Genomic DNA, 12,508 nt, shown 5'->3' with positions numbered 1-12,508 from the left:
GGCCGCGCCGCGGGCTGCCGGGGGGGGGGGGGCGGGGCGGCCCCGCCCCCGCGCCCCCCGCCCGCCCGCCCCCCCCACCGGCCGACGTCCTGTCCCTGGCCGTCGGCCGGCCCCGCCCCGGCTCGCTCAGGTCCGCTTGCGGAAGCGGGCCACCGCGAGCGGGGCGAAGATCGCGGTCGAGGCGGCGGACCAGATCAGCACGATCATCACCGGGTGGGCCACCGCCCCCTCGCCGTTGAGCAGCGCGCGGGAGGCGTCGGCCAGCGCGGACAGCGGGTTGACCTTGGTGAAGGCCTGCAGCCAGCCCGGCATGGTGCTGGTCGGCGCGAAGATCGAGCTGCCGAACTGCATCGGCATCAGGACCAGCATGGAGACGCCCTGGACGGCCTGGGCGCTCTTCATCGACATGCCCAGCAGCATCGAGATCCAGGTGATCGACATGCCGAACACCAGCGACAGGCCGACCGCGGCCAGCAGCTCCAGGACGCCGGTCTTCAGCTCGAAGCCGAGGATGAAGGCGAAGGTCAGCAGGATCGCGGAGGACAGCACGGCGCGCATGGTCTCGGCGACGATCTTCGACAGCAGGACGGAGGCCCGGCCGATCGGCAGGGTGCGGAACCGGTCCATCACGCCGGTCTGGAAGTCGCTGTTCAGGCCGGTGCCGACGGCCAGTGCCAGCGTCATGCCGGTCTGTCCGAGCAGGCCGGGGATCATGAACTGCTTGTACTTGTCCTGGTCCCCGCCCATCATGGCGCCGCCGAAGACGTAGACGAACAGCACGGTGAAGACGATCGGCATCAGCACGGCGTCGAACATCGACTCCGGGTCGGCCTTGATCCGCATCAGGTTCCGGCGGGTCAGCGCGCCGATGTGGCGCAGGGAGCCGGCCAGGCCGATCCGGGTGTCGTCGGTCCCGGCGCCGGCCCGGGCGGGGGTGAGCGTGGCGGTGGTCATGCGACGGGCTCCTTGACGAGGGCGGCGGCGGGGGCGGTGGTCGGGCCGGTGGCGGGCTTGCCGGTGATGGCGAGGAAGACCTCGTCCAGGCTGGGCACCTTGGTGTCGATGCCGGCGATCGCGAAGCCCCGTCCGCCGAGGACCCCGATCACGGTGGTGAGCTGCTCCTGGTCGACGAGCGGCACCGCGAGCAGGCCGTCGTCGGGGGAGGCGGTGGCGGAGGTGATCCCGCTCTCGTGCAGGCAGCGGGCCATCTCCGGCAGTTCGGCCGGGTGGGCCGGGCGGACCTGGAGGATCTGGCCGCCGACCCTGGCCTTGAGTTCGGCGACGCCGCCGTTGGCGATCACCTTGCCCCGGTCGATGACGGTCAGCTCGTCGGCGAGCTGCTCGGCCTCCTCCATGTACTGGGTGGTCAGCAGCACGGTGCTGCCCTCGGCGACCATCCGCTGCACCTCGTCCCAGACCTCGTTGCGGGTGCGCGGGTCCAGGCCGGTGGTGGGCTCGTCCAGGTAGAGCACCCGGGGGCGGCCCATCATGCTGGCGGCCAGGTCGAGGCGGCGGCGCATGCCGCCCGAGTAGGTCTTGGCGGTCCGCTTGGCGGCCTCGGTGAGCGAGAAGCGCTCCAGCAGCTCGGCGGCGCGGGCCTTGGCCTCGCGGCTGGAGAGGTCGAGCAGCCTGCCGATCAGGTAGAGGTTCTCGTAGCCGGACAGCAGCTCGTCCACGGAGGCGTACTGGCCGGTCAGGCCGATGGTGCGGCGCAGCTGCTTGGGCTGGCGCAGGACGTCGTAGCCGCCGACGAACGCGCTGCCGGCGTCCGGCTTGATCAGCGTGGAGAGGACGCGGACCAGCGTTGTCTTGCCGGCGCCGTTGGGGCCCAGCAGGGCGAGGACGGTTCCCTCGCGGACGGTGAGGTCGACGCCGTCGAGGGCCCTGGTGGTGCCGTAGTGCTTGACGATGCCGTGCACCTCGACGGCGTTCCCGGCTGTTCCCCGCGTGTTCGGGGCGGTGGCGATTCCTGTCATGCCTCCAGGTTGTCCGCCCCGCCTGTCAGCCCCCTGTCGCGCGCCCGCCACCGCTGTCAGCCCGCTGTCACCGCCCGTCCGGGCATGACAGCGGCCCCGCTCCCACCGGGGAACGGGGCCGCTGTCGGCTCACTCGGGCCGGAGCGTCAGTGGAAGCTGTGCTCCGCGGCCGGGAAGGCGCCGGTGCGTACGTCGGCCGCGAACTCGCGGGCGGCCTCGCCGAGGACGCCGCGCAGGTCGGCGTACTTCTTGACGAACTTGGGCACCCGGCCGGCCGTCATGCCCGCCATGTCGGTCCAGACCAGCACCTGGGCGTCGGTCTCCGGACCGCCGCCGATGCCGACTGTCGGGATCGCCAGCTGCTCGGTCACCTGGGCGGCCAGCTCGGCCGGGACGGCCTCCAGCACCACCGAGAAGGCGCCGGCCTGCTGCACGGCCTTGGCGTCGCGCAGCAGCTGGTGGGCCGCCTCGTCGCCGCGGCCCTGGACCGGGTAGCCGCCGAAGGCGTGCACCGACTGCGGGGTGAGGCCGATGTGGGCCATCACCGGGATGCCGGCCTCGACCAGCAGCTCGATCGAGCGGGCGCTGCGCTCGCCGCCCTCCAGCTTGACCGCGCCGACCCCGGCCTCCTTCATCAGCCGGGCCGCGTTGTGCATGGCCTGCGCGGGCGACTCCTGGTAGGAGCCGAAGGGCAGGTCGGCGACGATCATGGCGCGCTGGGTGCCGCGGACGACGGCGGCGGAGAGCATCACCATCTGATCCATGGTCACCGGCACGGTGGTCTCGTAGCCGAGGTGGCAGTTGCCGGCCGAGTCGCCGACCAGCAGGACGGGGATCCCGGCCTCGTCGAACACGCCCGCGGTGAGGGCGTCGTAGGCGGTGAGCATCGCCCACTTCTCGCCGCGCCGCTTGGCGGCGGCGAGGTCGCGGACGGTGACGCGGCGGTTGGTGACCCCGCCGTAGAGGGTGGCGTTCGCCGCCTGGTTGTGGGCAGGCGAAGGCGAAGAAGCGTTCATCGAACGGACTCCTGAAGGGTTGTCGTCTCGTGGCGCCGTACGGCGTCCCCGGATCACCTCCATGCTTGCACGCCCCGGCGTGAGCGGAAAGAGGGGTGCCGTCGGCGGGGTGCGATCCATGCCACACCGGCCCCGGCGCGACGCCGGGCTTTGCCGCATTTTTACGAAACGGACTCGTCTCGTATCGTATTGCGCGCTACTCTGTTCCGGGGGGTTACGAGACGTCCGCGACTCGCAAATGCCCGCCAGTGCCACGCCAACACGGACGGGAAGACCAATGACCACCGCAGCCGCGCCACCCCGTGTGCCGGAAGCCATCCACCGCAGGCGCTGGGCGATCCTGTGCACCCTGGTGCTCGCCCTGCTCGTCGTCGTGCTCGACAACTCGATCCTCAACGTCGCGATGAAGACCATCGCGACCCCCGCCCCGGTCGGACTGGGCGCCACCCAGAGCGACCTGGAGTGGGCGATCAACTCCTACACCCTGGTGTTCGCCGGGCTGCTCTTCACCTCGGGCCTGCTCGGCGACCGCTTCGGTCGCAAGCTCGCGCTGCTGACCGGCATGGTGGTCTTCGGCGTCGCCTCGCTGCTGTCCTCGATGTCCGGCTCGCCGGGTGAACTCATCGGCTACCGCGGCCTGATGGGCGTCGGCGCCGCGCTCGCGATGCCCGCCACGCTGGCGATCATCATGAACGTCTTCGAGCGCGAGGAGCAGCCCAAGGCGATCGGCATCTGGGCCGGCGCGGTCGGCCTGGCCATCGCCATCGGCCCGATCACCGGCGGCCTGCTGATCGAGCACTTCTGGTGGGGCTCGGTCTTCCTGATCAACGTCCCGATCGTGATCGTCGCGGTGATCGCGATGGCGATCCTGGTGCCCGAGTCCAAGGACCCCAACCCGGGCGCGCTCGACCCGGTCGGCGTGCTGCTGTCGATCGTCGGCCTGGTCGCGCTGATCTACGGCATCATCAAGGGCGGCGAGCTGGCCGACTTCACCGCCTTCGCGGCCTGGGGGCCGACTCTGCTCGGCGTGGTCGCCCTGGCCGCCTTCGTCCTCTACGAGCGCCGCATCCCGTTCCCCGCGCTGGACGTCACCTGGTTCCGCAACAAGGTGTTCAGCGCCTCCGTGGTCGTGGTCGGCGTGATCTTCTTCGCGCTGATGGGCGTCTCCTTCTTCGGCGTCTTCTACATCCAGAGCGTGCGCGGCTACAGCGCGCTCCAGGCCGGTCTGCTGATGCTGCCGCTGGCCGTCGCCCAGCTGCTGTTCGCCCCGCGGGCCCGGCTGGTGGTCGAGCGCCTCGGCGTCGCCGCCACCGCCGCGGGCGGCATGGTGCTGGTCGCGCTCGGTTTCGTCGGCTACACCGTGCTGACCGCCACCACCCCGATCTGGGTGCTGATCGTGCTCGGCCTGGTGATGGGTACGGGCATGGCGCACGTCATGCCGCCGGTCACCGTCGCGATCATGGGTTCGCTGCCCCGCGAGAAGGCCGGCGCCGGCTCGGCCGTCAACAACACCTTCCGCCAGGTCGGCGGCTCGCTCGGGGTCGCGGTGCTCGGCGCGGTGCTCTCCACCGTCTACCGCGACGGGATGTCCGACACCCTCACCCACCTGCCCGAGGGGCTGCGCGACAAGGCGGGCGAGTCGTTGGAGGCCACCCTGGCCATCGCCGACCGGCTCCCGAACGGCGCGGGCAAGGCGCTGGTCGCCCCGGCGAACGACGCCTTCATCCACGCCATGCACGTGGTGGCCTCGCTCTCCGTGGGCATCTCGCTGGTCGGCGCGCTGGTCGCCTGGTTCCTGCTGCCGCGCCGTGCCGCGGCCCCGGCGGGCCCGGGCGGCCCCGGTGGCCGGGCGCCCGAGCAGCAGGACCGGGCGCGGGAGGCCGCGACCGCGGAGGCCTGACCCGCGGAGGCCTGACCCGCGGAGGCCGCCCACGGGCGGCTGACCAGCGGGTCGACCGACCTGCGAGTCGCCTGAGCGACAATGGCCCTGCCGACCGGTGCGTCCGGTCGGCAGGGCCTCGGCCCAGGGCGGGGGCGATCCCGCCCGTGGACCGGACCGACCGACACACCACGGCGCCCGCGGGCCCGGGACCCAGCGAGGGAGAGACAGCCGGGATGAGGACGGACACGCCGAGCGCCGACACCGGGCAGCCCTGCGCGGCGGTACGCCGCGGCCGGCCCCGCAGCGAGGCCGCCGAGCAGGCCATCTTCACCGCCGTCGAGGACCTGATGGCGGACGGCAACACGCTGTCCGAGCTCACCATCGAGGGCATCGCCACCGCTGCCGGCGTCGGCAAGGCCACCATCTACCGGCGCTGGCCCAACAAGGAGGCCCTGCTGGTCGACGTCGTCAGCCGACTGGAGGAGCCGATCCCGGCCCCCACCGGCGGCGGCGCCCGCGAGGACCTGATCGCGATGGTCGACTACATCCGCCGCCGCGGCCTCGCCAAGCGCACCCGCTGGGTGCTCAAGGCCGCGCTCGGACAGATGCAGACCCTGCCCGAGCTGTACACCGCCTACCGGGAGCGGGTGATCGGGCCGCGCCGGGAGGTCGGGCTGCACCTGATCCGGCGGGCCGTCGCCGAGGGCGTGATCCGCGACGACCTCGACGTGGAACTGCTCGGCGACCTGCTGATGGGGCCGATCCTCTACCGCAGCATCCTGTCGGAGGACTCCGACCTGGAGGACCCGGAACTGTCCCGCAAGCTGGTCGACTCCGTCCTCGACGGCGTCGCGCCCCGCTAGCGGCCCGCCTTCCGGACTCCCGCCGCGCGCCGGAGCGCATGCTTCGTGCCCGGCGTGGCCTGGCTCACCAAACCGGGCCACGCCGGAACCCGCTCCCGGGGACGTGCGTCTGTCCCGGCATAGGCTGAGCCGGGTATCCGATCAAACCGGCACCAGTCCGGCGCCGCGCCCGTACCCTCCACGGACCGGACACCGGACCGGCGACGGCACGAGCGACGGGAGCCACGCATGGCGCAGGCGGAAAGCACCGAGCGGACCACGGTCCCCGGGGGTGCGGACACGCCCGCCGCCCCGCCCGGCGGCTTCCTCGGTCTGCGGAACTGGGGCCGGGACGCCCGCGGCGGCAGCACCTGGCGGCGCGGACTGGTGATCGCCCTGCTGGCCCTGCTCGCCGCCGTGCTGCTGGCCTTCCACGCCCGGATGCCGAACAGCGTCGGCAACCTCGGCAGCCTGCTGGAGACCTTCCTGCCCTGGGTCGGCCTGGCCGTCCCGGTGCTGCTGGTGCCCGCGCTGCTGCGTCGCTCCGCCACCGCGCTGCTCGCCCTGCTGGTGCCCGCGGTGCTGTGGGTCAACCTGTTCGGCGGGCTGGTGTCCGACAAGAGCGGCGGCAAGGGCGACTGGACGGTGGTCACCCACAACGTCGCCGCCGCCAACACCGACGTGGCCGGCACCGTCCGCGGTCTGGTCGCCGCCGACGCCCAGATCGTCGCCCTGCAGGAGCTGGCCGGCAACCAGCTGCGCTCGTACGAGACCGGGCTCGCCGGGACGTACCCGTACCACACGGTCGAGGGGACGGTCGGGCTCTGGTCGAAGTACCCGATCAGCGACGTCTCCCCGGTGGACCTGAAGATCGGCTGGACCAGGGCCTTCCGCGCCCGGGTCGCCACTCCGCAGGGCCCGGTCGCGGTGTACGTCGCGCACCTGCCGTCCGTCCGGCTCAAGGCCGAGAGCGGCTTCACCGTCCACCAGCGGGACGTCAGCGCGCAGGCGCTCGGCGACGCGATCCAGGCCGAGCCGGTGAAGAAGGTCCTGCTGCTCGGCGACCTCAACGGCACCATGAACGACCGCAGCCTGGCACCGGTCACCTCGCAGATGCGCTCGGCCCAGGGCGCCGCCGGGGACGGCTTCGGCTTCAGCTGGCCCTCGGCGTTCCCGATGGCGCGGATCGACCAGATCATGAGCAAGGGCGGGCTCAAGCCCGTGGACTCCCGCACCCTGCCCCGGGACGGCAGCGACCACCTCGCGGTGGCCGCCACCTACCGGTTCCAGTGAGGCGGGAACCGTCGGACACGCCCTAGCCGCGCCGCCAGCGGTTGGTGATCGGCAGGCGGCGGTCCCGGCCGAAGTTCTTCACCGAGATCTTCGGGCCCGGCGGGTACTGGCGCCGCTTGTACTCGGCGGTGTCGACCAGCCGGACCACCCGGTCCACCACCGCCGGGTCGAAGCCGGCGGCGACGATCGCGTCCCGGCCCTCGTCGCCCTCGATGTAGCGGGCCAGCACGCTGTCCAGCAGGTCGTAGTCCGGCAGCGAGTCGGTGTCCACCTGGTCCGGCCGCAGCTCGGCGGACGGCGGCTTGCTGATGGTGTTCTCCGGGATCGGCGGCACCTCGCCGCGCCGCTCGGCCTCCTCGTTGCGCCAGCGGGCGAGGCGGAAGACCAGCGACTTGTAGACGTCCTTGATCGGGCCGTACGCGCCCACCGAGTCGCCGTACAGGGTCGAGTAGCCGACCGCCAGCTCGCTCTTGTTGCCGGGCGCGAGCACGATGTGCCCCTCCTGGTTGGAGATCGCCATCAGCAGGGTCCCCCGCAGCCGGGACTGCAGGTTCTCCTCGGCCAGGCCGGTCAGTTCGGTGGCGCCCAGGTAGGCGTCGAACATCGGGGCGATGGAGACGGTCCGGAAGTGCAGCCCGGTGCGGCGGGCCAGTTCGGCCGCGTCGTCCCGGGAGTGCTGGGAGGAGTAGCGGCTCGGCATCGAGACGCAGTGCACGTTCCCGGCGCCGACCGCGTCCACCGCGATCGCGGCCACCAGCGCAGAGTCGATGCCGCCGGAGAGGCCGATCAGCACCGACCTGAAGCCGTTCTTGACCACGTACGCCCGGGTGCCGGAGACCAGCGCGGCCCAGATCTCCGCCTCGTCGGACAGCCGCGGCGCGATCTCGGCGGTGCGCCTGTCGGCGGGCGGCGGTGACGGTTCGTCACCCAGCTCGGTACGGACCAGGCGCAGCCCGTCGCTCAGCAGCAGGCCGTCGGTGTGGTCGCTGCTCGCGGCCGGCAGGTCGAGGTCCAGCACCAGCAGGTGCTCCTCGAACTGCGGGGAGCGGGCCAGGACCCGGCCGTCCGCGTCGACCACGATCGAGTCGCCGTCGAAGACCAGCTCGTCCTGGCCGCCGACCATGTTGACGTACGCCAGGGCGCAGCCCGCCTCGGCCGCCCGGCGCCGCACCAGCTCCAGCCGCTGGTCGTCCTTGTTCCGCTCGTACGGCGAGCCGTTGACCACCACCAGCAGCCCGGCCCCGGCCTCCCGGGCGGCGGTGACCCGCCCGCCGTCCTGCCAGATGTCCTCGCAGATGGCCAGCGCGACGTCCACCCCGTGCAGCCGCAGCACCGGCAGCTGGTCGCCGGGGAGGAACCAGCGGAACTCGTCGAAGACGCCGTAGTTGGGCAGGTGGTGCTTGGCGAAGCGGTTCACCACCTCGCCCCGGTACAGCACGGCGGCGCAGTTCTGCGGCGACCCGGCGGGCCGACCGAAGCGCGGCGAGGCGTGCTCGGAGCGCCCGAGGTAGCCGACCACCACCGGCACCCCGCCCAGCCCGTCGTCGGCCAGCCGGCCGGCCAGCTCGACCAGGGCGCCGCGCGAGGCCTCGACGAAGGAGCGGCGCAGCGCGAGGTCCTCGACCGGGTAGCCGGTCAGGACCATCTCGGGGAACGCGACCAGCTGGGCGCCGGCCTCCACGGCCTGCTTCGTCCAGCGCACCACTTCGTCGCCGTTGCGGGCGAGGTCACCGACCCAGGGGTCGATCTGGCACAGGGCGACACGGAGATTGGGCATGCCTCGCAGTGTAATCGTCTAACTGACGCAATGTCCTGCGAGGGCGAGCCCCAGGGGGGTCGGCCCTGCCGCGGCGCCCGGTGATCGGCCATGATGGGGGCAGTCGCTCCGCGGGGGTCTCTCGGGAGCCTCCCGGGCGTAACACGAGCGTAAAGAGCAGAGGTGAGACTGTCCCCATGGGCAAGCAGCAGCAGTTCGTGCTTCGGACGCTCGAAGAGCGTGACATCCGGTTCGTCCGGCTGTGGTTCACCGATGTGCTCGGGTTCCTGAAGTCGGTCGCGGTGGCGCCGGCCGAGTTGGAGCAGGCCTTCGAGGAGGGCATCGGGTTCGACGGCTCGGCGATCGAGGGATTCGCCCGGGTGTACGAGTCGGACATGATCGCCAAGCCGGATCCGACCACCTTCCAGATCCTGCCGTGGCGCTCCGAGACTCCGGGCACCGCGCGGATGTTCTGCGACATCCTGATGCCGGACGGCTCGCCCTCCTACGCCGACCCCCGGTTCGTGCTCAAGCGGACCCTGGAGAAGGCCTCCGACCTGGGCTTCACCTTCTACACCCACCCCGAGATCGAGTTCTTCCTGCTGAAGAACCTGCCCGGCGACGGCACGGCGCCGATCCCCGCCGACCAGTCCGGCTACTTCGACCACACCCCGCGCGGGGTGGGCCACGACTTCCGCCGCCAGGCGATCACCATGCTGGAGTCGATGGGCATCTCGGTCGAGTTCTCGCACCACGAGGGCGCTCCCGGTCAGCAGGAGATCGACCTGCGCTACGCCGACGCGCTGTCCACCGCCGACAACATCATGACCTTCCGGCTGGTCATGAAGGAGGTCGCGCTGGAGCAGGGCGTGCACGCGAGCTTCATGCCCAAGCCGTTCTCCGAGCACCCCGGCAGCGGCATGCACACCCACGTCTCGCTGTTCGAGGGCGACCGCAACGCCTTCCACGAGTCCGGCGCCGAGTACCAGCTGTCCAAGGTCGGCAGATCGTTCATCGCCGGCCTGCTGCGGCACGCCGCCGAGACGGCCGCCGTCACCAACCAGTGGGTGAACTCCTACAAGCGCATCTGGGGCGGCTCCCAGCGCACCGCCGGCGCCGGCGGCGAGGCCCCCTCGTACATCTGCTGGGGCCACAACAACCGCTCGGCGCTGATCCGGGTGCCGATGTACAAGCCGGGCAAGCAGGGCTCCACCCGGATCGAGGTCCGCTCCCTGGACACCGGCTGCAACCCGTACCTCGCCTACGCCGTCACCCTCGCGGCCGGCCTCAAGGGCATCGAGGAGGGCTACGAGCTCCCGCCCGGCGCCGACGACGACGTGTGGGCCCTGTCCGACTCCGAGCGCCGAGCCCTCGGCATCCAGCCGATGCCGCAGAACCTCGGCGAGGCCATCGACCTGATGCAGCGCAGCGAACTGGTCGCCGAGACCCTGGGCGAGCACGTCTTCGACTTCTTCCTGCGCAACAAGCGCCAGGAGTGGGAGGAGTACCGCTCCGAGGTCACCCCGTTCGAGCTGCGCAAGAACCTCCAGGTGCTGTAACCGCAGGCCAGAGGGGTAGGCCGGACGAACGAAGGCTCCGGGCCGGCGGCGGTGTGCCACCAGCCCGGAGCCTTTCGCGGTCCCTGTGGGCCGTCTGTGGGCCGTCAGGCTCGCGACCGGGTGTCAGCCCCGGGGCGTCTGCTCGCCCCGTCCGCCCGACCCGGAGTACTTCGGATTCGCCTCGTACTCCCCGGTCAGCCGCCCGTGATCGTCGACCTTCCAGGCCCCCATGATGGCCTCGGGTGGCACCTCGCCGTTGGGGTCCGCGGTCATGTCGGCGTCGATCTCGTACACCCATCCGCCAGGTTGGCGGGCAGCCTCGGCCACCAGCTCTGCTGGCGGCTCGAACTTCTGGCCCCCTCCGGCCCACTTCCGGAACAACCCCTTCACGGCCCCCTCCTCCGGCTGTCTGCCGCTGAGTGGCTCATCCTTTCTCACCCGTCCATTCCGAGGCCAGAGGGTGACTGAGGGCCGCCAGGCAGCGGAGCGGCCCATCCGAGGGCTTCGTAGAGCTTGTCGACGGCCCGGCGGGTGCGGCCGTCGCTGCTCGGCATCAGGTGCGTGTAGACCCGGAGCGTGAAACCCGGGTCGGTGTGCCCGAGGTACCCGCTCAGCGCCTTCACGCTTTCGCCGGCGTCCAGCAGGACGGACGCGTAGAAGTGCCGAAGGGCGTGCATGCCGTCCTCCCGGGACGCCTGGTGCCGCTTGCCCTTCTCGGGTGGCGGGATGACCCCGGCCGAGACCAGCGCGGGCTTCCACGCGTACGTGTTGAAGTCGCTCCGCCGGACGGGACCGCCCTCCTCCCGCGAGAACAGCAGCAGTTTCGTCACCGGGGGCCCGTCCGGGGTCAGCCACGGCAGCGTGACCTCCACCGGCGGGAACGCCTCCATGTGGGCCTTGAAGACATGCCCGACCTGCTCCGGGAGTGGCACGTCCCGTACCTTGCCGCGCTTCGGCGGCGCAAACACCAGGCGCCCGCCGATGTCCTTCACCTGGTAGCCGACGTGGAGCCACCCCGTGTCGAACCCGATCTCGTCCACGGGGAGACCGAAGATCTCGCCCTGCCGCAGCCCGCAGCCCCCGCCGGCGTCGTTCATGGCCTGGTAGCGCTCCGGCAGCCCGGCCCGCACTGCGGCGACGCGGTCGGGCGTCCACGGCCGCACCCTGCCCGGGGCCCGGCCGGGTGCGGTGACCGACCGGGAGCGGCACGGGTTCGTGGTCCGCAGCTCGTCCTCCACGGCGGCGGTGAAGATGCCGGAGACGTTCCCGAAGATGACCCGACGGTAGGAGGAAGCCGGGACCGCCTTCTCCAGCTCGGCCAGCCACTCCCGGATGTGCGACGGGCGGAACGAGTCCATCGGGCGGGGGCCCAGGTAGGGGATCGCGTGCCGCCGGATCTGCGCGTGCACGGAAGCGCGAGTGTTCAGGTCGGTGTTCTGCGACTCCAGCCACTTCTCGGCGAACTGCTTGAAGGTGGTGCGGGCGGCCTTCGGGTCGACGTACTGGCCGCGGGACATGTCGGCCTCGATCCGGGCCAGCCACTCGTCCGCCTGGCGCTTCTGGCGGTCGGGGAAGCTCTTGCTCTTCTCGGTGCCGTCGGGCCCGACGTAGCGGGCCCGGTAGCGCAGGCCGATGCCGTAGCGCTCGGTACGGACGCGGCGCTGCTTGCCGTCGGGGCCGGTCTCGGTCTTGTACCAGCGGTCCTGGATGTGTCCGGCCATGGGTCAGGCGGCCTCTTCCTGGCTCTGCGCCCACTGGGCGACGGCGTCGGGGTGGTAGCGGAGGTGGCGGCCGACGCGGAATCCGGGCGGGCCGGTGCGCTTGCGGCGCCACTGGTAGACGGTCTCCAGTGGGACCTTGAACAGCTCGGCGATGTCCTGGGGTTCGAGGTAGCTGGTCGGCAGGGGGCGGATGTTCGAGTCGGTGCCCGTGCTGCGGCCCTTCGAGGGCATGGCGAAGCCTCCGTCTGCGGGTACGGATGGTGGTTGCGGTGCGTGATGGCCCCTGTGCGTGGATGGGGGTTGGGGCCGGAAAGTGTCAGGGATGTCAGGGAAAATCGCTGACCTGCGGTTTTGGCTCCTGGCAGGGCGTCAGGGATTGTCAGGGATGTCAGGGGTAGTATGGTTTTGCCTGATAGCCCGGTCCATCCCAGTCGAGCGGTGACGGCGCGTTTTGGCTGGTCAG

The 12,508-nt window shown here is 71.7% G+C and carries 11 protein-coding genes; 4 read left to right on the top strand and 7 right to left on the bottom strand.

What is annotated here, in order from left to right; genetic code table 11:
• Positions 1-126: 126 nt before the first annotated feature.
• From ACFV1W_RS26625 to panB, 3 genes are all read right to left on the bottom strand, one after another.
• Complete coding sequence (locus tag ACFV1W_RS26625) at positions 127-954, bottom strand: ABC transporter permease (RefSeq protein WP_380419764.1); 828 nt, start codon at positions 952-954, stop codon at positions 127-129.
• Entirely contained in the window at positions 951-1,976 is a 1,026-nt protein-coding gene (locus ACFV1W_RS26620) for an ATP-binding cassette domain-containing protein (protein ID WP_380419763.1), read from the bottom strand. The genes ACFV1W_RS26625 and ACFV1W_RS26620 overlap by 4 nt, the downstream gene beginning before the upstream one ends.
• A gap of 146 nt (positions 1,977-2,122) precedes the next feature.
• Positions 2,123-2,992, bottom strand: coding sequence for a 3-methyl-2-oxobutanoate hydroxymethyltransferase (panB, locus tag ACFV1W_RS26615; RefSeq protein ID WP_380419762.1), 870 nt, complete (start codon positions 2,990-2,992; stop codon positions 2,123-2,125).
• Between the two features lie 277 nt (positions 2,993-3,269).
• Here panB and ACFV1W_RS26610 point away from each other — a divergent pair, with 277 nt between their 5' ends.
• The 3 genes from ACFV1W_RS26610 (at position 3,270) to ACFV1W_RS26600 (ending at position 7,009) form a co-directional block, all read left to right on the top strand.
• Complete coding sequence (locus ACFV1W_RS26610) at positions 3,270-4,892, top strand: DHA2 family efflux MFS transporter permease subunit (protein ID WP_380419761.1); 1,623 nt, start codon at positions 3,270-3,272, stop codon at positions 4,890-4,892.
• A gap of 215 nt (positions 4,893-5,107) precedes the next feature.
• On the top strand, positions 5,108-5,737 hold the full coding sequence (locus tag ACFV1W_RS26605; RefSeq protein ID WP_380419760.1) for a TetR/AcrR family transcriptional regulator: 630 nt from the start codon (positions 5,108-5,110) through the stop codon (positions 5,735-5,737).
• Positions 5,738-5,965: 228 nt separating this feature from the next.
• On the top strand, positions 5,966-7,009 hold the full coding sequence (locus ACFV1W_RS26600; protein ID WP_380419759.1) for an endonuclease/exonuclease/phosphatase family protein: 1,044 nt from the start codon (positions 5,966-5,968) through the stop codon (positions 7,007-7,009).
• Between the two features lie 22 nt (positions 7,010-7,031).
• Here ACFV1W_RS26600 and ACFV1W_RS26595 read toward each other — a convergent pair whose 3' ends face one another.
• Positions 7,032-8,786, bottom strand: a complete 1,755-nt coding sequence (locus ACFV1W_RS26595; RefSeq protein ID WP_380419758.1) for an NAD+ synthase — start codon at positions 8,784-8,786, stop codon at positions 7,032-7,034.
• 176 nt (positions 8,787-8,962) lie between these two features.
• Between ACFV1W_RS26595 and glnA the strand changes: the two genes are divergently transcribed.
• Positions 8,963-10,324, top strand: coding sequence for a type I glutamate--ammonia ligase (gene glnA / locus ACFV1W_RS26590; RefSeq protein ID WP_380419757.1), 1,362 nt, complete (start codon positions 8,963-8,965; stop codon positions 10,322-10,324).
• Positions 10,325-10,447: 123 nt separating this feature from the next.
• Here glnA and ACFV1W_RS26585 read toward each other — a convergent pair whose 3' ends face one another.
• The 3 genes from ACFV1W_RS26585 to ACFV1W_RS26575 are packed head-to-tail and all read right to left on the bottom strand — an operon-like array spanning position 10,448 to position 12,276.
• Complete coding sequence (locus tag ACFV1W_RS26585) at positions 10,448-10,714, bottom strand: hypothetical protein (RefSeq protein WP_380419756.1); 267 nt, start codon at positions 10,712-10,714, stop codon at positions 10,448-10,450.
• 44 nt (positions 10,715-10,758) lie between these two features.
• Complete coding sequence (locus ACFV1W_RS26580) at positions 10,759-12,045, bottom strand: tyrosine-type recombinase/integrase (RefSeq protein ID WP_380419755.1); 1,287 nt, start codon at positions 12,043-12,045, stop codon at positions 10,759-10,761.
• Positions 12,046-12,048: 3 nt separating this feature from the next.
• Complete coding sequence (locus ACFV1W_RS26575) at positions 12,049-12,276, bottom strand: helix-turn-helix domain-containing protein (RefSeq protein WP_380419754.1); 228 nt, start codon at positions 12,274-12,276, stop codon at positions 12,049-12,051.
• Positions 12,277-12,508 lie beyond the last annotated feature (232 nt).

It is taken from the genome of Kitasatospora sp. NPDC059648, from assembly GCF_042734825.1.
Taxonomy (GTDB): Bacteria; Actinomycetota; Actinomycetes; order Streptomycetales; family Streptomycetaceae; genus Kitasatospora.
This window is presented reverse-complemented; position numbering and strand designations above follow the sequence as displayed.

Bases quoted from the DNA above. Each gene is read 5' to 3' on its own strand.
- ACFV1W_RS26625 (WP_380419764.1), bottom strand. From the start codon at position 954: ATGACCACCGCCACGCTCACCCCCGCCCGGGCCGGCGCCGGGACCGAC.
- ACFV1W_RS26620 (WP_380419763.1), bottom strand. From the start codon at position 1,976: ATGACAGGAATCGCCACCGCCCCGAACACGCGGGGAACAGCCGGGAAC.
- panB (WP_380419762.1), bottom strand. From the start codon at position 2,992: ATGAACGCTTCTTCGCCTTCGCCTGCCCACAACCAGGCGGCGAACGCC.
- ACFV1W_RS26610 (WP_380419761.1), top strand. From the start codon at position 3,270: ATGACCACCGCAGCCGCGCCACCCCGTGTGCCGGAAGCCATCCACCGC.
- ACFV1W_RS26605 (WP_380419760.1), top strand. From the start codon at position 5,108: ATGAGGACGGACACGCCGAGCGCCGACACCGGGCAGCCCTGCGCGGCG.
- ACFV1W_RS26600 (WP_380419759.1), top strand. From the start codon at position 5,966: ATGGCGCAGGCGGAAAGCACCGAGCGGACCACGGTCCCCGGGGGTGCG.
- ACFV1W_RS26595 (WP_380419758.1), bottom strand. From the start codon at position 8,786: ATGCCCAATCTCCGTGTCGCCCTGTGCCAGATCGACCCCTGGGTCGGT.
- glnA (WP_380419757.1), top strand. From the start codon at position 8,963: ATGGGCAAGCAGCAGCAGTTCGTGCTTCGGACGCTCGAAGAGCGTGAC.
- ACFV1W_RS26580 (WP_380419755.1), bottom strand. From the start codon at position 12,045: ATGGCCGGACACATCCAGGACCGCTGGTACAAGACCGAGACCGGCCCC.
- ACFV1W_RS26575 (WP_380419754.1), bottom strand. From the start codon at position 12,276: ATGCCCTCGAAGGGCCGCAGCACGGGCACCGACTCGAACATCCGCCCC.